This window comes from Providencia sp. PROV208, assembly GCF_028479465.1.
Taxonomy (GTDB): domain Bacteria; phylum Pseudomonadota; class Gammaproteobacteria; order Enterobacterales; family Enterobacteriaceae; genus Providencia; species Providencia alcalifaciens.
In genome coordinates, this window is sequence record NZ_JAMPNS010000003.1 from 1 (window position 1) to 20,752 (window position 20,752).

Annotated in this window: 18 protein-coding genes, 1 tRNA gene and 1 other annotated feature; of the genes, 5 read left to right on the forward strand and 14 right to left on the reverse strand. The window is 41.4% G+C overall.

The window, feature by feature from the left end; translation table 11 throughout:
- Positions 1–186: 186 nt before the first annotated feature.
- The 3 genes from clpB to rluD form a co-directional block, all read right to left on the reverse strand.
- Complete coding sequence (gene clpB, locus PR766_RS01790) at positions 187–2,760, reverse strand: ATP-dependent chaperone ClpB (protein WP_006660900.1); 2,574 nt, start codon at positions 2,758–2,760, stop codon at positions 187–189.
- 125 nt (positions 2,761–2,885) lie between these two features.
- Positions 2,886–3,620 (reverse strand): purine nucleoside phosphorylase YfiH, encoded by a 735-nt coding sequence (gene yfiH, locus PR766_RS01795; protein ID WP_036962614.1) that lies wholly within the window; start codon positions 3,618–3,620, stop codon positions 2,886–2,888.
- Entirely contained in the window at positions 3,620–4,597 is a 978-nt protein-coding gene (gene rluD / locus PR766_RS01800; protein WP_006660902.1) for a 23S rRNA pseudouridine(1911/1915/1917) synthase RluD, read from the reverse strand. Before rluD ends, yfiH begins: the two co-directional genes overlap by 1 nt.
- A gap of 137 nt (positions 4,598–4,734) precedes the next feature.
- Between rluD and bamD the strand changes: the two genes are divergently transcribed.
- The 3 genes from bamD to pheA all read left to right on the forward strand — a co-directional run bounded on the left by bamD (position 4,735) and on the right by pheA (position 7,642).
- Positions 4,735–5,463, forward strand: a complete 729-nt coding sequence (gene bamD, locus PR766_RS01805) for an outer membrane protein assembly factor BamD (RefSeq protein WP_154636366.1) — start codon at positions 4,735–4,737, stop codon at positions 5,461–5,463.
- A 363-nt stretch (positions 5,464–5,826) separates the two neighbouring features.
- Entirely contained in the window at positions 5,827–6,156 is a 330-nt protein-coding gene (gene raiA, locus PR766_RS01810) for a ribosome-associated translation inhibitor RaiA (RefSeq protein WP_006662611.1), read from the forward strand.
- Between the two features lie 168 nt (positions 6,157–6,324).
- Positions 6,325–6,444 (forward strand) — a sequence feature (Phe leader region).
- A gap of 25 nt (positions 6,445–6,469) precedes the next feature.
- A complete protein-coding gene (pheA, locus tag PR766_RS01815; RefSeq protein WP_006660905.1) occupies positions 6,470–7,642 on the forward strand; it encodes a bifunctional chorismate mutase/prephenate dehydratase in 1,173 nt (390 codons plus the stop codon).
- 64 nt (positions 7,643–7,706) lie between these two features.
- Here pheA and PR766_RS01820 read toward each other — a convergent pair whose 3' ends face one another.
- The 8 genes from PR766_RS01820 to ffh all read right to left on the reverse strand — a co-directional run bounded on the left by PR766_RS01820 (position 7,707) and on the right by ffh (position 15,725).
- Positions 7,707–9,263: a methyl-accepting chemotaxis protein gene (locus PR766_RS01820; RefSeq protein ID WP_154636365.1), complete on the reverse strand. Its 1,557-nt coding sequence runs from the start codon at positions 9,261–9,263 to the stop codon at positions 7,707–7,709.
- Positions 9,264–9,554: 291 nt separating this feature from the next.
- Positions 9,555–10,676: a bifunctional chorismate mutase/prephenate dehydrogenase gene (gene tyrA, locus PR766_RS01825; protein ID WP_006662613.1), complete on the reverse strand. Its 1,122-nt coding sequence runs from the start codon at positions 10,674–10,676 to the stop codon at positions 9,555–9,557.
- A gap of 13 nt (positions 10,677–10,689) precedes the next feature.
- Positions 10,690–11,784 carry a 3-deoxy-7-phosphoheptulonate synthase gene (locus PR766_RS01830; RefSeq protein ID WP_006660908.1) on the reverse strand — a complete coding sequence of 365 codons (1,095 nt, stop codon included), beginning with the start codon at positions 11,782–11,784 and terminating at the stop codon, positions 10,690–10,692.
- A gap of 429 nt (positions 11,785–12,213) precedes the next feature.
- Positions 12,214–12,567 (reverse strand): 50S ribosomal protein L19, encoded by a 354-nt coding sequence (rplS, locus tag PR766_RS01835; protein WP_006660909.1) that lies wholly within the window; start codon positions 12,565–12,567, stop codon positions 12,214–12,216.
- A 41-nt stretch (positions 12,568–12,608) separates the two neighbouring features.
- Complete coding sequence (trmD, locus tag PR766_RS01840; protein ID WP_006660910.1) at positions 12,609–13,373, reverse strand: tRNA (guanosine(37)-N1)-methyltransferase TrmD; 765 nt, start codon at positions 13,371–13,373, stop codon at positions 12,609–12,611.
- A 37-nt stretch (positions 13,374–13,410) separates the two neighbouring features.
- Complete coding sequence (rimM, locus tag PR766_RS01845) at positions 13,411–13,959, reverse strand: ribosome maturation factor RimM (protein WP_006660911.1); 549 nt, start codon at positions 13,957–13,959, stop codon at positions 13,411–13,413.
- Between the two features lie 18 nt (positions 13,960–13,977).
- On the reverse strand, positions 13,978–14,226 hold the full coding sequence (gene rpsP, locus PR766_RS01850; protein ID WP_006660912.1) for a 30S ribosomal protein S16: 249 nt from the start codon (positions 14,224–14,226) through the stop codon (positions 13,978–13,980).
- Between the two features lie 137 nt (positions 14,227–14,363).
- Positions 14,364–15,725 carry a signal recognition particle protein gene (gene ffh, locus PR766_RS01855; protein ID WP_006660913.1) on the reverse strand — a complete coding sequence of 454 codons (1,362 nt, stop codon included), beginning with the start codon at positions 15,723–15,725 and terminating at the stop codon, positions 14,364–14,366.
- A gap of 285 nt (positions 15,726–16,010) precedes the next feature.
- On the opposite strand from ffh, the gene PR766_RS01860 reads away from it, so the two are divergent.
- Together PR766_RS01860 and PR766_RS01865 are read left to right on the forward strand one after the other, a co-directional pair.
- On the forward strand, positions 16,011–16,802 hold the full coding sequence (locus tag PR766_RS01860; protein WP_006660914.1) for a cytochrome C assembly family protein: 792 nt from the start codon (positions 16,011–16,013) through the stop codon (positions 16,800–16,802).
- A 42-nt stretch (positions 16,803–16,844) separates the two neighbouring features.
- Positions 16,845–18,131, forward strand: coding sequence for a CNNM domain-containing protein (locus PR766_RS01865; RefSeq protein ID WP_006662616.1), 1,287 nt, complete (start codon positions 16,845–16,847; stop codon positions 18,129–18,131).
- An 80-nt stretch (positions 18,132–18,211) separates the two neighbouring features.
- Here the strand turns inward: PR766_RS01865 and luxS are convergent, their stop codons facing one another.
- From luxS to PR766_RS01880, 3 genes are all read right to left on the reverse strand, one after another.
- Positions 18,212–18,727 carry an S-ribosylhomocysteine lyase gene (luxS, locus tag PR766_RS01870; protein WP_006660916.1) on the reverse strand — a complete coding sequence of 172 codons (516 nt, stop codon included), beginning with the start codon at positions 18,725–18,727 and terminating at the stop codon, positions 18,212–18,214.
- Between the two features lie 154 nt (positions 18,728–18,881).
- Positions 18,882–20,441 carry a glutamate--cysteine ligase gene (gshA, locus tag PR766_RS01875; protein ID WP_006662617.1) on the reverse strand — a complete coding sequence of 520 codons (1,560 nt, stop codon included), beginning with the start codon at positions 20,439–20,441 and terminating at the stop codon, positions 18,882–18,884.
- Positions 20,442–20,628: 187 nt separating this feature from the next.
- Positions 20,629–20,705, reverse strand: a tRNA-Arg gene (locus PR766_RS01880).
- Between the last annotated feature and the right edge of the window lie 47 nt (positions 20,706–20,752).

Sequence of the window (20,752 nt, forward strand, 5' to 3'; positions counted from 1 at the left end):
GGCGCATTATAGGGAGTCAGAAAAATCTGGCAAGTGTTTTTTTGAAAAATAATTTCCAACTGATTATCTTTTATACTTCACGGGCATTTTTTCACCAAAAAACACCTTTTCTCACGATATTCGCATAAAAAAGGCGACCATTCGGTCGCCTTTTTCCTTACCTTTAAATGATTTCCTTTAGCTGACTTATTGTTTTGCTACGATTTCATCATTTTCAACATCCAAAGTAATTGGTTTACCCGGAATTAATTTGCCTGACAGTATTTCTTGTGCCAGTGGGTTTTCAATCTCTTGCTGAATCGCACGTTTTAACGGACGAGCACCAAAGATTGGATCGAAACCAGCTTCACCAATTTTTTCTAGTGCAGCTGCCGTTGCTGTTACTTCATAACCGTGTTCTTCCAAACGTTTATATAAACGAGCCAATTGAATATTCGCAATATTCGTAATTTGCTCTTTACCTAATGGATGGAATACAACAACTTCATCAATACGGTTAATAAACTCAGGTCTAAAGTTATGGGCAACAACTTCCATCACCATATCTTTCATTTCTGAGTAACCGATCATACCAAAACGTTCTTGGATAAGGTCGGAACCTAAGTTTGAAGTCATGATGATCACCGTATTACGGAAATCTACCGTTCTACCTTGACCATCGGTCAGACGACCATCGTCTAACACTTGCAGCAAAATGTTAAATACATCAGGGTGCGCTTTTTCAACTTCATCCAGCAGGATCACTGAATATGGGCGGCGTCTTACGGCTTCAGTTAAATAACCACCTTCTTCATATCCCACATATCCTGGAGGAGCACCGACTAAACGAGATACAGAGTGTTTCTCCATAAACTCGGACATATCGATACGAACCATGGCGTCGTCGCTATCAAACATAAAGTTTGCCAATGCTTTACATAATTCGGTTTTACCCACCCCAGTTGGACCTAAGAACATAAATGAGCCAATTGGACGGTTTGGATCCGATAACCCAGCACGGCTACGACGAATCGCATTCGACACAGCAACAACGGCTTCATCTTGTCCAATAACACGTTGATGTAACTGTTGCTCCATCCGTAACAATTTTTCTCTTTCACTTTCAAGCATTCTTGAAACTGGAATACCAGTCCAACGCGCTAAGATTTCTGCGATTTCCACATCTGTGACTTTGTTACGTAAAAGCTTCATGCTTTTACCTTCTGCTTTCGTCGCGGCTTCAAGCTGTTTTTCCAATTCAGGAATACGCCCATACTGCAACTCAGACATTTTCGCTAAATCACCATTACGACGCGCTTTTTCCATCTCAATACGCGTATTTTCTAATTCAGCTTTAATGTGCTGAGTTCCCGTTAGCGAGGCTTTTTCAGCTTTCCACTCTTCTTCTAACGCAGAATATTCACGTTCTTTTTCCGCCAGCTCTTCTTCTAGCATTTCTAGGCGTTTCTTACTGGCATCGTCAGACTCTTTTTTCAATGCCTGTTGTTCCAGTTTTAATTGGATAATACGTCTTTCTAATCTATCTAAAGATTCTGGTTTTGAATCCATCTGCATACGTAAGCTTGCACCAGCTTCATCAATTAAGTCGATGGCTTTATCTGGCAGCATACGGTCAGTAATATAACGGTGCGATAATGTCGCCGCAGCAACAATCGCAGGGTCTGTAATTTGCACATGATGGTGCAATTCATAACGCTCTTTCAAGCCACGTAAAATAGCAATGGTGTCTTCTACTGATGGCTCTGCAACATACACTTTTTGGAAACGACGTTCTAACGCAGGGTCTTTCTCTATATATTGACGATATTCGTCAAGCGTTGTTGCCCCTACACAGTGCAGCTCACCACGAGCCAAAGCAGGTTTTAACATGTTACCTGCATCCATTGCTCCGTCAGCTTTACCTGCGCCAACCATGGTATGCAATTCATCAATAAACAGAATGACATTACCTTCTTGTTTCGCAAGGTCATTCAATACACCTTTCAAACGCTCTTCAAATTCACCACGATATTTCGCCCCTGCAATTAGAGCGCCCATATCCAGTGATAAAACACGTTTGTTTTTCAGTCCTTCAGGAACTTCACCATTGACAATACGTTGTGCTAAACCTTCAACAATCGCCGTTTTACCCACACCAGGTTCACCGATTAAGACTGGGTTATTTTTAGTACGGCGTTGCAACACTTGAATAGTACGACGAATTTCTTCATCACGACCAATTACAGGGTCTAACTTACCTTGTTCTGCACGTTCAGTTAAATCAACGGTATATTTTTTCAAAGCTTGGCGCTGGTCTTCAGCGCTTTGGTCATTCACTTTTTCGCCACCACGCATCTGTTCTATTGCCTTTTTCAAATTGTCTTTATTGACACCCGCCGCTTTTAACATATCAGCGAGCGTTGTATTGGCTTCTAAAGCTGCGAGCAGAAATAATTCTGAGGAGATAAAGTCATCTCCGTGCTTTTGTGCCAATTGGTCACATAAGTTCAAATGACGCATTAAGTCACTTGATGGTTGTACATCCCCAGCGACACCTTGCACTTGAGGGAGTCGAGCCAATGCATCTTCAATTTTGTTTTGGAACGCAATTGCGTTCACGCCGAGCGTCGTCAATAACGGACGCACTGTACCACTTTCTTGATTAAACAAAGCACTGAGTAAATGAATTGGTTCAATAAACTGATTTTCGCGCCCAAGGGCTAATGACTGGGCGTCAGCGAGAGCTTGCTGGAATTTATTCGTTAAACGGTCCAGACGCATAACACCTCCAATAGAATAAGATTAAACTTGCTACTGGAAATAAGATGCGGTCTATTTTTTTATATTCAAGTTTTAGGCGGGATTATTTCTTCAATATCTTTTAATTTGGAACATTATTCCGATAACTAGTTATTTATCCATATAAGGGATGCCATTCTTCCTGTTTTACCCTCTCGTCGATAGGAAAAAAATCTGTTTTCATCACTTACTGTACAAAATTCTCCGCCATAAACCGCAGAAACCCCCGCTTTCAATAGTTTTTTACGGGCGAGTAAATAGATGTTTGCGAGAAATTTATCATTCTGAGATACAAATGCTTCAGCTAAATCCGCTGATTGGCTAACAAACGCCTGTTTAACCTCAGCACCAACTTCAAATTTATTAGGACCAATCGCGGGTCCCATCCATGCGATAATATCACTAGATTGCGCTTTAAATTGTGCAAGTGTGTTTTCCAGCACGCCATTGCACAGCCCCCGCCACCCTGCATGGGCAGCCGCAACTTCCTGCCCATCACGACTACAAAACAATACAGGTAAGCAGTCTGCGGTCATAATCGCGCACACTTGACCTACTTGGTTGGTATATACAGCATCAGCCTGACGATTTTTAATCTGATTCCCAGTTAAATGTAGAACATGGGTACCATGTACTTGCTCAAGCCACACAGGTTGTTGTGGCAATTGAGCAAGCTCTTCGAGACGATGGCGATTTTCCCTGACTGCCTCAGGCAAATCCTCAACATGATCACCTAAATTTAAGCTATCAAAAGGTGGATGGCTCACTCCACCAATACGCGTTGTACTGCATGTTGAAACATTTTTAGGTTGCGGCCATTCAGGGAAAATCAAAGTATTCATTACCAGTCCATATCGTCTTTGTGAAGTTCAGTGTCAGCTTTCAGCGCCTCGATTAACTCCACCATATCATCCGGCAATGGCGCATGCCATTCCATTTGAATGCCTGTGATTGGGTGATATAAACGTAACATCGTTGCGTGCAGCGCTTGTCTATCAAACTTACGCATAACTTCAAGGAACTCCTCCGTTGCCCCTTTTAATGGGCGAGGACGTCCGCCATACAATTGATCACCAATTAATGGATGATTAATATGTGCCATATGAACACGGATTTGGTGAGTTCGTCCCGTTTCTAAACGTAGGCGTAAACGTGTATGCGCACGGAAATGTTCCATGACACGGTAATGTGTGACAGCAGGTTTTCCCATTGGATGCACTGCCATATGCGTTCTTTTGGTTGGATGGCGAGAAATAGGCTCTTCAACCATACCGCCTGCAGTCATACGTCCTACCGCTACAGCTTCGTATTCACGCGTAATTTCACGACGTTGTAGAGCTTCCACTAAGTGAGTTTGTGCTGGCACTGTTTTTGCGACAACCATTAAGCCAGTGGTGTCTTTATCTAAACGGTGAACAATCCCCGCTCGTGGGACATCCGCAATTTCAGGATAGCGATATAATAATGCGTTTAAGATCGTCCCATCTGGATTGCCAGCACCAGGATGAACAACTAAATCACGCGGTTTATTAATAATTAGGATATCTTCATCTTCATAAACAACATCAAGTGGAATATCTTGAGGTTCCCAACGGGTATCTTCTTCAATCAGGGCATCGATGGAAATTTGTTCACCACCTAAAACTTTTTCTTTTGCCTTATTGATAACTTTGCCGTTAACCTGCACTCTATCGTCTAAAATCCATTCTTTTATTCGAGAACGTGAATAATCAGGGAACAATTCAGCCAAAGCTTGATCTAAACGTTGACCAAGCTGTGATTCAGCGATAGTTGCACTTAATTGTACTTGTTGAGCCATAAATTAATCTACTTTTTGGTGTTTGTGTTTTGACGGCGCTGCCGTTTCATTTAAAATGTATGCTATTGTAACTCGAATTTTGCCGGGAGCCTTACGGATAGACTCCCTCGATACAGTCAGAGGATAACCAACACGTGATGAGACGTATGAAATATCTGGTGGCAGCTGCCACGTTGAGCCTGGCTCTCGCCGGATGCTCCAGCAATAACGAAGTCAGCCCCGATAGTTCCCCAGCTGAGATTTATAGTACGGGTCAGCAAAAATTACAGGACGGTAACTATAACGCGGCAATTAAACAGTTTGAAGCGTTGGATAACCGCTACCCGTTTGGTCCATATTCGCAGCAAGTACAGTTAGACCTGATTTATGCTTATTATAAATCAGCTGAGCTACCAATGGCGATAGCTTCAATTGACCGTTTCATGCGTTTAAATCCAACTCATCCCAATATTGACTACGTTCTTTACATGCGTGGCTTAACGGCAATGGCGTTAGATGACAGCATGTTACAAGGTTTCTTTGGTATCGACCGCTCTGACCGTGATCCACAGCATGCATTAGTTGCATTCAAAGATTTAAGCCAGCTAGTTCGTTATTATCCGAATAGCCCATATTCCAACGATGCGAGTAAGCGTTTAGTCTACTTAAAAGATCGTCTGGCAAAATTTGATCTCTCTGTCGTTGAATATTACAACAAACGTGGTGCTTATGTCGCGGTTGTTAATCGTGTCCAACAAATGTTGAGAGACTATCCAGACACAGAGGCTACGCGTCAAGCATTAGCATATATGGAAATCGCGTATAAAGAGATGGGCTTAGATAAAGAAGCCAACAAAGTCGGTAGCATCATTGCTGCCAACCAATAAATTATTTTCTAACGTGATGTTTTAAGATAAAAACGGCAGCTTCGGCTGCTGTTTTTTTTGGATATCTCAGACGAGATTTTAAAGGACATTAAGCGGATACTTTTCAATATTTTCTTTTAACATTCATAACCTAAAATTTTACCCAAAAAAAGTACCGGCTATTTACCGTGTCGATAGCCAACTTTTCCAGTTTCCCTCAATATCGTTACTTTGGCAATCCTTTTACCCCCCTTTTTTAGCCAAAATCACACTTCACGTGGGTGCCTCACCTTCCATAATTTAAGTGTGATCTAAATCATTTTTTTATTCTTAGATATCGGTATTCTGAATTCATCAAAGACGGAAACAATGAGAGGTAACTATATGATTGTTAACATTACTAGCAAACAAATGGACATCACACCCGCAATTCGTGAACACATTGAAAGCCGTCTAGCAAAACTCGATAAATGGCAAGTTACCTTGATTAGTCCTCACGTGGTGCTGTCAAAAGAACCTCAAGGTTTTATGGTTGATGCCAACATAAAAACCGCTACCGGACAGTTGGTAGCAAGCTCTAAACATGAAGACATGTACGTTGCAATAAATGAACTTATCAACAAACTCGAAAGACAGTTAAATAAAGTGCAACATAAAGGAGAATCAAGAAGGGCAACAAATAGTGTAAAAGAAGCGAATCTAGAGACGTTGTAATCAGTTACGTTTAAGTAGTTACGTTATATTTTTATATTATCAATCCACTTATCTTGAAACCTTCCAAACGCGCTCATCATGGGCGCGTTTTTACGTTATGCACTGTTTTTTGTTGACTTCTCGCTCACTATCATGTCTATTTGAATAACTTCAATTGTAAGGATTTACCATGAAACTAAATGCTGTTTTCTTTTTCTTCTTTAGCCACTCACATTAAGGGGCTTTTGTCGTTCGAGAAAAAAAAGAAGACAATATTTTAAAGCCTCCTACCTAGGGGGCTTTTTTATTCACTGATGTTTGATAGGGTCGCAGAATGGAAAATAGCACTAATTTACTGAAAGTACGTGAGAAAATTAGCCAGTTAGACAGTGAACTCCTTGGGCTTCTTGCGAAACGTCGAGGCTATGCAATTGAAGTCGCGGAAACCAAAATTGATGATAACCGCCCAATTCGTGATAAAGAACGCGAACGCCAATTACTCGATGTATTAATTAATAAAGGTAAACCGCTTGGTCTTGATGGGTTTTATATCACCCGTTTATTTCAGATGATCATTGAAGATTCAGTTCTTACCCAGCAAGCTATTCTTCAGAAACATTTAAATCTGACACCAAGTGATACTGCTCGATTTGCATTTTTAGGTCCTAAAGGCTCTTATTCTCATGTTGCCGCTCGCCAATATTCTGCACGCCATTTTGATCAGCTCGTTGAATGTAGCTGTCATAAATTCCAAGATATTTTTTCACTGGTTGAAAGCGGTCAAGCAGATTACGGTATTTTACCGATCGAAAATACAAGCTCTGGTGCAATCAATGATGTTTATGATTTACTGCAAAATACATCACTCTCAATTGTCGGTGAAATCCGTTTACCTATTAACCATTGCCTACTAACCATAACGGGTAGCGATCTAAGTCAGATTGAAACGGTATACAGTCACCCTCAACCATTCCAGCAATGTAGCCAATATTTATCTCAGTTCCCTCATTGGAAAATTGAATATTGCGATAGCACATCCACTGCAATGCAAAAAGTCGCGGAACATAACTCTCCAAATGTTGCCGCACTAGGAAGTGAAGCGGGCGGCGCATTATATGGCTTAAATGTGTTAGAACATAATTTAGCGAATCAGCAGATTAATATGACGCGCTTTATTGTTGTAGCCCCCCGAGCAATTGAAGTCACTGAGCAAGTTCCAGCAAAAACCACGCTGTTAATTACAACGGGGCAGCAAGCAGGTGCATTAGTCGATGCTTTAATTATTTTGAAAAATAATAAAATAGTGATGAGTAAATTAGAATCACGCCCAATTAATGGTAAACCTTGGGAAGAGATGTTTTATGTGGATGTGCACGCCAACTTACGTTCAGATAATATGCAACAAGCATTAAAAGAACTGGCTGAAATCACCCGTTCTATTAAAATTCTTGGCTGTTATCCGTCAGAAAACATTGTTCCAGTAGAACCCGAAAAAGTGACATCATAATATTTGCTATAGAAATAACACAGGCAGCTAACCTGTGTTATTTTTTAATTATGTTCGCTATTAATTATGATTTTTGTGTCACTGCACTAATTTTAAAGTAATTAACTAATTCTTGTAGATGGTAGGCTTGCTCGTTTAGTGAGTCTGCCGCTACCACCGACTCCTCCACTAATCCTGCATTTTGTTGGGTAGTTAAATCTAACTGTCCTACTGCGCTGTTAATTTGTGAAATTCCATCACTTTGTTCACGGCTAGCTTGCCCAATCTCACGAAGTAACGCATTCATTTCATCCACACTCGCGACCATACCATGGATCTGCTGGCTAGCTTGCTCAACTAATTCCATTCCTTCTTGGGTTTGTGAAAACGAGTTCTCGATTAACGAACGAATATCACTGGCTGATGCTGCGCTTTTCTGTGCGAGTAGTCTGACTTCCCCTGCAACCACTGCAAAGCCTCGACCATGTTCCCCAGCCCTTGCTGCCTCAACTGAAGCATTTAACGCTAAGATATTAGTCTGGAATGCAATGGAATCAATAAGATTGATGATGTCGGTCATTTTCTGAGATGAGCCATTAATTGCGCGCATTTTATCCGTCAGTTGAATCATCATCTGCCCATTGTTTTTGACTGTCACAGCCGTGTTATCAGCCAACATGGTTGCTTCATGTGTATGCTCAGTCGTGTTTTGCACCGTTGAAGTTATCTGCTCCATCGAACTTGCTGTTTGTTCAACAGAGGCTGCTTGCTCTTCTGTTCGAGCAGCTAAATTCTGGTTACCTGCGACAATTTGCCCTGCTGCTGCAGAAATACTTTCAGAGCTATTTTGAACCTCTTGAACTATGTCAAGCAGGTGCCCCTTCATTTCATCAAGCGACTCCAATAAGATTCCTGTTTCATCTTTAGATTCTGCTTGAATAATTTTAGTCAAATCTCCACTCGCAATTGATTTAGAGAAATCAACGGCTTGCTCTAAAGGTCGAGTAATAATACGCGTGATATACCACCCCATAATGCAGCCAACAATGATGCTAATAATCGATAGAAATGCCAATAAAACACGGTTTGCTTTGTAGTCATCTTCAACTTGATAACCCGTTTCTTGCATTAGCATATTTTGGATAGCAATGAGGTTTTGAACTTGTTCACGATACTCTCTCTGAATAGCCGACGTTTTTGTCATCATGACTTCAATCGCAGCTTGTCGATTATTTTGATTCATCAAGTTCATCATCTCTTGTTGAGAATTGATGAATTTTCCCCTTACCTCATGAATATTATCAAGCACTTCACGAGAGCGGCTATCCGTGATGTTTCTATCCAATTCATCCAATAAGTCAGAAATATTTTGGCTGATTTTAACTAACTCATCCTTACGCTTATCACTCCCTCGATCATCCAATAAAATCAATTCTTGCATAGCAATATAAGTATAAAAGTTATCCATCACGGCATTTGCATTAGCTGTAATAGGATAACTTTTGAAGATAACATTCTGAATACGGTCATTTGCACGATTCATATTCACTAATGAAAATAGAGAGCTTAAAACGATTAACGCAATGAAAACGCCAAACGCAATTGTTAACTTAAAACTAATTTTGAGGTTTTTAAAAGACATCGGTTTACCACACTTATCATCATTTAATGATTAGTGTTATCGGTCGATGATGGGGGATCTTTATTAGATAAATCGTTTAATTTATAAATATCGATATTATAAATTGATTAATTGTCATTTAAGCAAAAGATCCCGCCATATCTTACCGATAGATTTCTCAAAATTTGGGATAACACACGGGAGTAAGTACAATTACTTATTTTAAATAAAAATAAGTCATAAAAATGTCATTCGCACTTTTCGCATAAGAACCGCTACACCCCATAAGCTACAGGGTAATAGCGGTAAAGATTACTTACGGTTATCGTTCGCCCGTTGTAATAGAGATTGGCTTTCTTTCATAAAATGATGTGCATCTTCACCAAACCATTGGCTGACTTGTTCGAATTGTCGAATAAATTCGGCTTTATCTTTACGCTCTAACATTTCAATAGATTGCCCCAACAGTTGATAGTAACGGCGGATCAACTCTACATTTTCATCCGAAGACATAATGATATCAGCATACAACTGTGGATCTTGTGCAAATAAGCGCCCAACCATCGCTAATTCAAGGCGGTAAATTGGAGAAGATAGATCTAATAGTTGCTGTAAATCAACCTGCTCCTTAGCTAAATTTTGTCCATACGTAAATGTTGTAAAGTGTCGCAGCGCTTGAATGAAGCTCATATTACGATCATGCTCTTCGGGCTTAATCGCTTTTAAGCGTGCCCCCCAAACTTGCAGCTGCTCCAGTAACCATTGATACGATTTAGCATCTCGCCCATCACAGTAAGCAAAAACTTGCTTAGCAACGCTACCAATATCAGGACCAAACATCGGGTGCAGCCCAAGGACAGGTCCTTGATGCACGGCTAACATTGCTTCTAAGGGCTTTTGCTTCACCGAAGCGATATCCACTAAAATTGTATCGGAATCCAGCTTTGGCAACCGTCTAATCACATCGACTGTAAGGTGAATAGGCACACTGACCATCACCACACTCGCACCAGAAACAATGTCGGTCGCATTATCCCAGTCCTGCTCACCTAATAATTTGATCTGATATCCTGATAGGGAAAGGAGACGATGAAATAGCCGCCCCATTTTCCCCTCCCCGCCCACAATAACAATAGGACCAGCCGCAGGGTTTAACGTTTTAAAACCTTTATCATTTTCCCGCGCATAAGATTCACGCATAATCCGTCGAAGAACGTCTTCGATCAAATCAGGCGGAATCCCCATTCGCTCCGCTTCAGCGCGACGAGCTGCCAACATACTGGATTCACGCTCAGGGACATAGATAGGTAACCCATGTTGACTTTTGACTTCACCAACTTCAGCGACGAGCTGAAGTCGTTTCGCTAACAAATCTAATAATGACTTATCAACTTCATCAATCTGTTCCCGTAAGTGGGATAATTCAGCAGACATACCAATACCTTGCTCAGCTCACTTTGCTTAATTTTTGCCCGCGCTGCTCTAGCATTGGTGTTAATGCTTGATGTAATTTACGCAACACAGACTCAGTTTCTTCCCAGTTAATGCAAGCATCCGTCACTGAAACACCGTATTTCATGTTTTCACGTGGCTGTTCTGATGACTGGTTACCCTCATTAATATGGCTTTCAAGCATAATACCTGTAATTGATTCATTACCATTAATAATTTGCTCGATAATTGAATCAACAACCAGTGGCTGGCGGCGGAAATCTTTATTCGAGTTACCATGGCTACAATCCACCATTAATGATGGCTCAAGCCCTGCTTTTTTCATTTCGGCTTCACATGCTGCAATGCTTTGTTCATCGTAATTTGGTGCCTTTCCGCCACGCAAGATCACATGACCATTTTTATTTCCGCTGGTATGAAGTAAACAAACTTGACCTGACTGGTTAATTCCCATAAAACGATGTGGCATCGCAGCTGCTTTTAACGCATTGATTGCAGTGGATAAACTTCCGTCAGTCCCATTTTTAAAACCAACTGGCATTGATAAACCTGACGCCATTTCACGGTGAGTTTGAGACTCTGTTGTTCTTGCCCCGATAGCAGACCAGCTGAATAAATCACCTAAGTATTGTGGATTATTGGGATCTAAAGCTTCTGTCGCCAGTGGTAGCCCCATGTTAACTAAGCTCGTTAGCAGGTCACGTGCAATATGCAGACCTTTTTCCATTTCAAAACTACCATCCATGAATGGATCGCTAATTAAGCCTTTCCAACCTACCGTTGTACGAGGTTTTTCAAAATACACACGCATCACAATATATAAGCTATCACTTAATTCAGCAGCAAGTTTCTGTAAACGCTCACCATATTCAATGGCAGCATCCACATCATGGATTGAGCAAGGACCACATACCACGAGTAAACGCGGGTCACGCTGATGAATAATATCAGCAATCACTTTACGCGATGTCGCAATGGCATGCAGATTGCTGTGACTCAACGGGTATTTTTGTTTCAGACTCTCAGGAGTAATTAGAACCTGTTCGTCTTGAATATTCACATTATTGAGTACATCTTTTTGCATGATCATTTAATTACCTACTTAGCTTATTATTTATAGATGGTGTTATTTATCGATCTTGTGTTTGGTGCGTGAGAGATAACATATCATGCATCGTAAAGAATTCAATCCAAAACCGTAAAATAATTCAATCATACGTACATAAAAAGTTACACTTACACATCCAGTTGAATTTAAATAATATTATTTAAAATTTGGAGAAAAATATCATATTCAAAAGCAAAGCATGAATAAAATAAGTAAATATAAATTTACACAATGGGATTGATTGAACGATATATACTAAATAGTTCGAGTTGTCGCTAGGCGCATACATGAGTATGTGATTAGTACGAATGAACGTAGCCAACACCGCGAGAGCTTGAAATATGACGAATATAAAAAAGGCCCGCAAATATGCGGGCCTCAATTATAACTTTCGGATGTAGCGAAAGCGTATTACTTGGCGTTCAGACGCTCTTTGATACGAGCTGCCTTACCAGAACGCTCACGCAGGTAGTACAGTTTAGCTCTGCGAACAGCACCACGACGTTTAACAGCAATGCTATCTACGACTGGAGAGTGAGTTTGGAATACACGCTCAACACCTTCGCCGTTAGAAATTTTACGAACAGTGAATGCAGAGTGCAGACCGCGGTTACGAATAGCGATAACCACGCCCTCAAATGCCTGCAGACGTTTTTTAGAGCCTTCTACGACCCATACCTTAACTTCCACGGAGTCACCCGGACGGAATGAAGGTACATCCTGCTTCATCTGCTCTTGTTCAAGTTGTTTAATAATGTTGCTCATAATAACTCTCTTACCCTAGGTAAACTGATATGTTTAGACAATTAATTGTCTGGATTCACTGGTTGCTCAGCTTGATATTCCCGTTGGAATTCAGCTAACAACATCCTCTGCTCGTCAGTCAGAGCTAGGCTTTCTAGAAGCTCAGGTCTTCTAAGCCAGGTACGACCGAGTGACTGCTTCATGCGCCAGCTATCGATCTTGGCATGGTTTCCTGAAAGTAAGATATCAGGAACTTGCATACCATCTAACACCTCTGGTCGGGTATAGTGAGGACAATCTAACAAGCCATCTGCAAAAGAATCTTCTTGAGCCGAAGCTTGATGACCGAGTACTCCAGGGATAAACCGAGAGACTGAGTCTATCAACACCATAGCGGGGAGTTCCCCACCACTGAGAACGTAATCACCGATTGACCATTCTTCGTCAATTTCGGTTTGAATGATTCGCTCATCAATACCTTCATAACGACCACAAACAAGAATTAACTTCTCATTTGTTGCCAGTTCACAAACTCCGTCTTGACCAAGTTTGCGACCTTGAGGCGAAAGATAAATCACTTTCGCACCATCACCGGCCTCAGCTTTAGCTGCGTGGATTGCATCTTTTAACGGTTGCACCATCATCAGCATGCCTGGACCACCACCGTAGGGGCGATCATCAACTGTTTTGTGTCTATCGTGAGTAAAATCTCGCGGATTCCAACACTCAACGGTTAGCAGGCTATTCTTCACTGCCCGACCAGTTACCCCGTACTCGGTTATTGCGCGGAACATGTCGGGAAACAGGCTAATTACCCCAATCCACATGATTTATCCCACTCATTAAAACCGGTAAACCGGAGATTTAAAAACCAGGATCCCACTCCACTTCAATAATTTTAGTGGAGAGATCGACTTTCTTGATAACCTGCCCATCAAGAAACGGAACCAACCGCTCCTTGATGCCAAATGCATCTTTTAAATTTGCCTTAATCACTAGAACGTCATTCGATCCAGTTTCCATCATATCAATAACGGTACCAAGGTCATAACCCTCTGACGTCACTACGTGGCAACCCATTAGGTCTTTCCAGTAATATTCGTCGTTATCCAAATCAGGAAGTTGGGTTGAATCAACCGCAATTTCAAAATTAGTTAACAGGGCGGCTGCATCACGGTCTTCGACCCCTTTGAGCTTGACGATGATATCTTTGTTATGATGTTTCCAATCTTCTATTTCAATGTGTTGCCATTGACCAGAGCGTTGGATAAACCAAGGTTGATAATCAAAAATACTTTCAGCATGTTCGGTGGAGGAAAAAACTTTGAGCCAACCACGAATACCGTATGCCGCGCCTAATTTTCCCAATACGATTGGGTTTGAAGGAGGCACTAGTTTAGTTTGCTTGCTCATTGTTACCACCGTGACAGATTAAGCTACTTTTTTAGCTTGTTTGACCAGTTGTGCAACACGGTCAGAAATAGTTGCGCCTAAGCCAACCCAATGCTCGATACGGTCCAGGTCTAAACGCAATTCTTCTGCTTGACCAGCAGCGATCGGGTTGAAGAAACCGATACGCTCAATGAAACGACCGTCACGCGCATTGCGGCTATCGGTTACAACGATTTGGTAGAACGGACGTTTTTTAGCGCCGCCACGAGATAAACGAATTGTTACCATAACATCCTCATTAGTTAACAAAACAACCAGACTCCATCGAGGGATAGAGTCCGGCTGTCATATAAAAAGCCCGAAAAGTTTACTTACTTTGACGCAAAAATCAATCAAAAGTATACTTTTGTTTCAGGCTTCATTGCTTAACGCCCCGGAAATCCCGGAGGCATCATACCTTTCATACCGCGCATCATCTTGGCGAGACCGCCTTTTTTCATCTTTTTCATCATGCGCTGCATATCATCAAACTGTTTTAAAAGCTTATTCACTTCTTGTACGGTAGTGCCTGAACCCGCAGCAATACGACGTTTACGTGACCCTTTGATGATCTCTGGTTTTTCCCGCTCTTTACGCGTCATCGATTGGATCATAGCTTCCATACGGATAGTAATTTTATCATCCATTTGGGATTTAACGGCATCAGGTAACTGGGACATCCCTGGCATCTTACTCAGCATGCTGGTCATTCCGCCCATATTACGCATCTGTTTTAGCTGATTTAAGAAGTCATTGAGATCAAAGGTATCCCCTGTTTTCAACTTCTTAGCTAATTTTTCAGCTTCATCGCGGTCAACTTTGTGTTCGATCTCTTCAATCAGAGATAACACATCACCCATGCCTAAAATACGTGAAGCTACACGCTCTGGATGGAATGGTTCAAGGGCATCAGTTTTCTCACCAACCCCTAAGAATTTGATTGGCTTACCAGTAATTGCACGGATAGACAACGCGGCACCACCACGGGCATCACCATCAACTTTGGTTAATACAATCCCTGTTAATGGTAGCGCTTCGTTAAATGCTTTCGCTGTATTTGCCGCATCTTGACCTGTCATGGCATCAACCACAAACAGTGTTTCAACTGGATTAATAATGCGATGAACTTCTTGGATCTCTTCCATCATCGCTTCATCGACATGTAAGCGGCCCGCTGTATCCACTAACAGCACATCATAAAACTGTAATTGTGCGTGTTTTAATGCTTTTTGGACAATTGCAGCTGGCTTTTCTTGTACTTCAGAGGGGAAGAAATCAACCCCAACCGCTTCGGCTAATGTTTCTAATTGCTTGATCGCCGCAGGACGATATACGTCGGCGGAAACCACTAAGACTTTTTTCTTCTGTTTTTCTTTTAACAGCTTACCCAGTTTTGCAACGCTGGTTGTTTTACCCGCACCTTGTAAACCCGCCATCAAAACCACAGCAGGAGGCTGAGCAGATAAATTCAGCTGATGATTTTCTTCACCCATTGCACGGGTCAGTTCATTTTGTACAATCTTAATGAACTCTTGGCCTGGGGTTAGGCTTTTATTAACGTCTTGACCAACAGCGCTTTCTTTAACTTTTTGAATAAATTCACGGACGACTGGCAGAGCAACGTCGGCTTCCAGTAATGCCATGCGAACTTCGCGTAATGTATCTTTAATATTGTCATCAGTCAGACGTCCACGCCCGCTGATATTGCGCAAAGTGCGCGATAGTCTGTCAGTTAAGTTATCAAACATGTGTCTTAGCTCAATTCTGTTATGGGCCTATATGTAGCCTTATTTGGTTACTCGCGCGCTGTATTTCAAGGGCAAACTCAAGATAGCCACGGCACAATTCAACGCTGATGTTGGTCGCCGATTGTATCACACTTGATGGGGTTTCGCTGCTTCGTTTAATTAGCCTAAATGAGCGATTAGTAAAGAATATACAGCGATACATCATACCTATTAGTTGGAGCCTACACTTGCACGAGTTATACTAGTCAATATCTATCCACTCAAAATGAATAACGACACTATACTATGCCCGTATTTGCAGTCATAGCAGTTTGTACATACATGGTCAGCCTGCTTCTGATCGTCCCAGCACAAGTGCGTAAGCAAGCGCTTTATCGTCGATTGGCTATTTTATTAGCTATCGTAGCGATGGTCACTCACGCAATCACCTTGAAATTACAAATTTTTAGTGAGGCTAGCGGGCAAAATCTCACACTCCTAAATTTAGGATCATCCGTCAGTTTATTAATGTGTTTGATTATGACGGTGGTTTCATATTTAGGAAGGGCTTGGTACTTAACCCCAATTGTGTATAGTTTCGCAATTATTAACCTAATTTTATCCACCATTATGCCTGGTGAGTTTATTACTCATTTAGAAGCAAGTACGCCATTATTTGTGCATATTGGATTAGCTTTATTAAGTTATGCAACGCTACTGATTGCTGCGTTATATGCTTTTCAAGTGGCGATTATCGACTATCAGCTTAAAAATAAAATTTTAAAATTCAGCCCTGATATGCCTCCCATGATGGTGATTGAACGCAAAATGTTTCATGTCACACAAGTAGGCGTCATTTTACTAACGCTAACATTGTGTACTGGCTTCATTTATATGGATAATATCTTTGATAAAGAGAATATTCATAAATCTGTACTCTCTGTCATTGCTTGGTTTGTTTATGTCATTTTACTGTGGGGGCATTTCCATGGTGGATGGAGAGGCAAGCGCGTTTTATTTTTCCATGTTGGCGGTTCACTGATCCTTACCTTAGCGTTTTTTGGCAATCGTCTAATCCAGCAATTAACTATGGTATAAACACCATTTTAGTCTTACACGACCGTTATAAGGAACCTTGTTTTGGATGAAGTATCTACTGGTACTCTAATCATCATACTGATTGTTTTAATTTTTTTATCTGCTTATTTTTCGGCTTCAGAAACCAGTATGATGACATTGAACCGTTATCGGTTAAAACATTTAGCGAAACAAGGTAATCGCTCCGCTGTTCGTGTTGAGAAACTCCTACGCCACCCTGACCGTCTACTCGGCTTAGTTCTCATTGGCAATAATCTCATCAACATTGTCGCTTCCGCTCTCGCAACCATTATTGGAATGCGTCTATATGGAAATATGGGGGTAGCTATCGCAACAGGTATTCTCACTTTCGTCATTTTACTGTTTGCAGAAGTGGTGCCAAAAACGATTGCAGCCCTTTACCCTGAACGAATTGCCTTCCCTAGCAGTTTTATTCTTACACCACTGCAAAAAATCATGTTACCTGTTGTATGGGCATTTAATACTATTTCGACCCTATTTATGCGCTGCTGTGGGATAAAAGTCTCCGCAACTCGCAATGATGCGGTTAATAAGGAAGAGTTACGCACTATCGTTCATGAGTCCAAGAATAAGCTCAGTCGACGCAATCAGGACATGTTAATTTCGATTCTCGATTTAGATAAAGTCACCGTCGGCGATATCATGCTGCCACGAAATGAAATTGTGGGAATTGATATAAATGATGACTGGAAGTCTATCGTGAGGCAGCTCACCCACTCCCCTCATGGGCGCATTGTGCTATATCGTGATTCGCTTGACGATTCGATCGGTATTTTACGCGTACGAGAAGCTTACCGTCTAATGGTTGAAAAGCGCGAATTCAACAAGCAAAACTTAATTAAAGCCGCGGATAGCATCTATTTCATTCCCAATAGTACTCCCCTGAATGTTCAGTTAATCAACTTTCAACATAAAAAAGAAAAGCTAGGGATCATTGTCGATGAGTATGGTGAAATTCAAGGCTTAATCACCGTAGAAGATATTTTGGAGGAGATTGTGGGTGACTTTACAACATCCATGTCACCTTCACTTGCTGAAGAGGTTATGCCACAAAGTGACGGCAGTGTCCTTGTGGACGGCTCCGCCAACATCCGAGACCTAAACAAAGCTTTCGACTGGAACCTTCCTGTAGAGGGTCCTAGAACGGTTAACGGTATGGTTCTGGAAGTATTGGGAGATGTACCTCAACCAGAGGAACAAATTGTTATCGGGCGTTATGTTATCGAAGTCTTAGCTGTCAGCGATAATATTATTAAACAAGTAAAAATCACACCTCTTGGCTTTAACTCACAAGTCCCTGAGTTTTAAGTTCTACATAAAAAGCCTTAAAACCACGAACAATTATTCGATGATTTTAAGGCTTTTTCAAACATTGTTTCTTTGAATAACTAAACGTGAAGCTGAGCTAACTTCTCTTCAGGAAGAGCGAGTTCATCATTTTTATTAACTTGAATATCTTTCGCAATGATATTTCGAGCAATTTGCTGAGCTTCTTCAAGTGAGTGCATCGTATACGTTCCACATTGATATACGTTAAGTTCAGGGATCTTATTTTGATCCTGAACATTGAGCACATCTTGCATAGCCGCCTTCCATGCTTTCGCTACACGCAGTTCATCTGGCTGACCAATCAAGCTCATGTAGAAACCTGTACGGCATCCCATTGGTGAAATGTCGATAATTTCCACGCCATTTCCATTAAGGTGGTCACGCATAAATCCAGCAAAAAGGTGCTCTAAGGTATGCGTTCCTTTTTCTGTCATTGCTTCTTTATTTGGGACTGTAAAACGTAAATCAAACACAGTGATAGCGTCCCCATGAGGCGTTTTCATCGTTTTTGCTACGCGAACAGCAGGAGCAGCCATACGCGTGTGATCCACAGTAAAACTGTCTAATAACGGCATTTCATGACCTCCATAAAAATAAAAAAAATAATTTTGAAAAAAATGAAACTAATCCAAAAATGCAGAGTCTTACTATGTGAAAGACGCGCAAATTGTTATCATCCCTAATTCTCTAAGAGATTTTTATTTGGCCACCTTGTTGTGGCCATTTCTTTTAGCGTCCTGCGTGAATCCGAAGATACTCTTCAAAGCTTTCGCTTTTGTCCTGCTCCATCAATTTCTGTTTTTCAATGGAAGCCAAACGAGCTTGTTCAAATTGCTCTTCAGTGATCACTTCATAAGGCTCGTTAATTAATTGCTGATAATATTTCTCAGCTAACTCCAGCCCATAACCACCAATACCCTTTTCTAACATTTCGTCCATCACTAGGGCTGAGTAAGTCAGGTTTGGATCTTCAAACATAGCGACAAACTGATAGCATACATCTTTATATTTCGCATCACAGCAGGTGTCTAAGACTTCCGCAACACGGATCAAATCTTTGAATAGTGTTTGTCCAACTTCGACTAGAGGCTTGAGCTCACTACCACAACCAAAACCGATTACCTGCCCTGGTTTACGTCCTTCGAGGATAACGCGGTTCCAATTCTTACGGCAGCAATCTAACTCCTGAACGTTCATTTCAGGGGCATCAGCAAGCACGCACCAAATCAGGAATAAGTCTACAAAGCGAGCTTGAGTCTCATTAACACCGATAGGACTAAATGGATTGATATCGAGAGAACGAACTTCAATATATTCGATACCACCACGCAATAGCGCATCTGAAGGTGATTCATTGCCCAGAGGCACTCGCTTAGGACGAATTGGTGCATACAATTCGTTCTCGATTTGCAGCACATTAGTGTTCAGCTGAACATATTTACCGTCTTTTTTTACGCCCAGCTTTTCAAACTCAGCAGAAGGCTTGTGGATGGCTTTCTTCAGATTTTCCACATATTCATCAAGGTGGTTAAATGTAATATTTAAATCACTCTGAGATTTATTGGTGTATCCCAAATCACTCATTCTCAATGACGTTGCATAAGGCAGGTAGTAGGTACCACACTCAGTTTTGCTGAAGTCTAATGAGGTCTCTCTATTTTTCAAGAAAGAACCGCAAATAGCGGGAGAAGCACCAAATAAGTATGGGATCACCCAACCAAAGCGATAATAATTTCTGATCAGCCGTAAATAACCTTCAGATATTTTTTCTTTACCACTTTCAGCGTCTTCAATCCCTGCCCATGCCTTCCAAAACTCAATGGGGAATGAGAAGTTATAGTGTACGCCAGCGATGGTTTGCATTAATGCACCATAGCGATTTTTTAAACCTTCACGATATAAGGTTTTGAACTGCCCTACATTAGAGGTGCCATACTGCGCCAGTGTGATTTTATCTTCACTCTCAATAAAGCAAGGCATACTGAGTGGCCACATTCTTTCATCGTGCAGATGGCGCGCCGTATAGCGATGCAGATCCCGCAGAAAAGCCAAATTATGGCTAATACTTTTATCTACAGGTGTAATAAATTCGAGTAAGGATTCCGCAAAATCTGTGGTGATCCATTTATGGGTGAGTGCTTTCCCCAGCTCATTTGGATGCAATGTCTCGGCTAACGCTCCTTGAGGTGACACACGTAATGTTTCACGCTCAATACCACGTTGAATACCATTGAGAATTTCCGGGTGCGCCTCTAACCATGAGAGCGCTTTTGATACGTCCGGGATCAAATCGACCTCCCGCCTGTGATTTAGTTTTATTTTAATAAGGCGATTACTTTAGCTTAAATCACATAAATTGTCGCTGTCTAGATGTGTGGTTTACCAAGAAGAGAAAATAGAAAAACAGAAGGAAATTGGGTTATACGCCAATTTTTAGGCAAAAAAAAACTCCTCTAATTGAGGAGTTTCTTAATGATGGTGCATCCGGGAGGATTCGAACCTCCGACCGCTCGGTTCGTAGCCGAGTACTCTATCCAGCTGAGCTACGGATGCAGAATTTGTCGATTATCAATCGATGCTGTCGAAACACAGCAGTAATT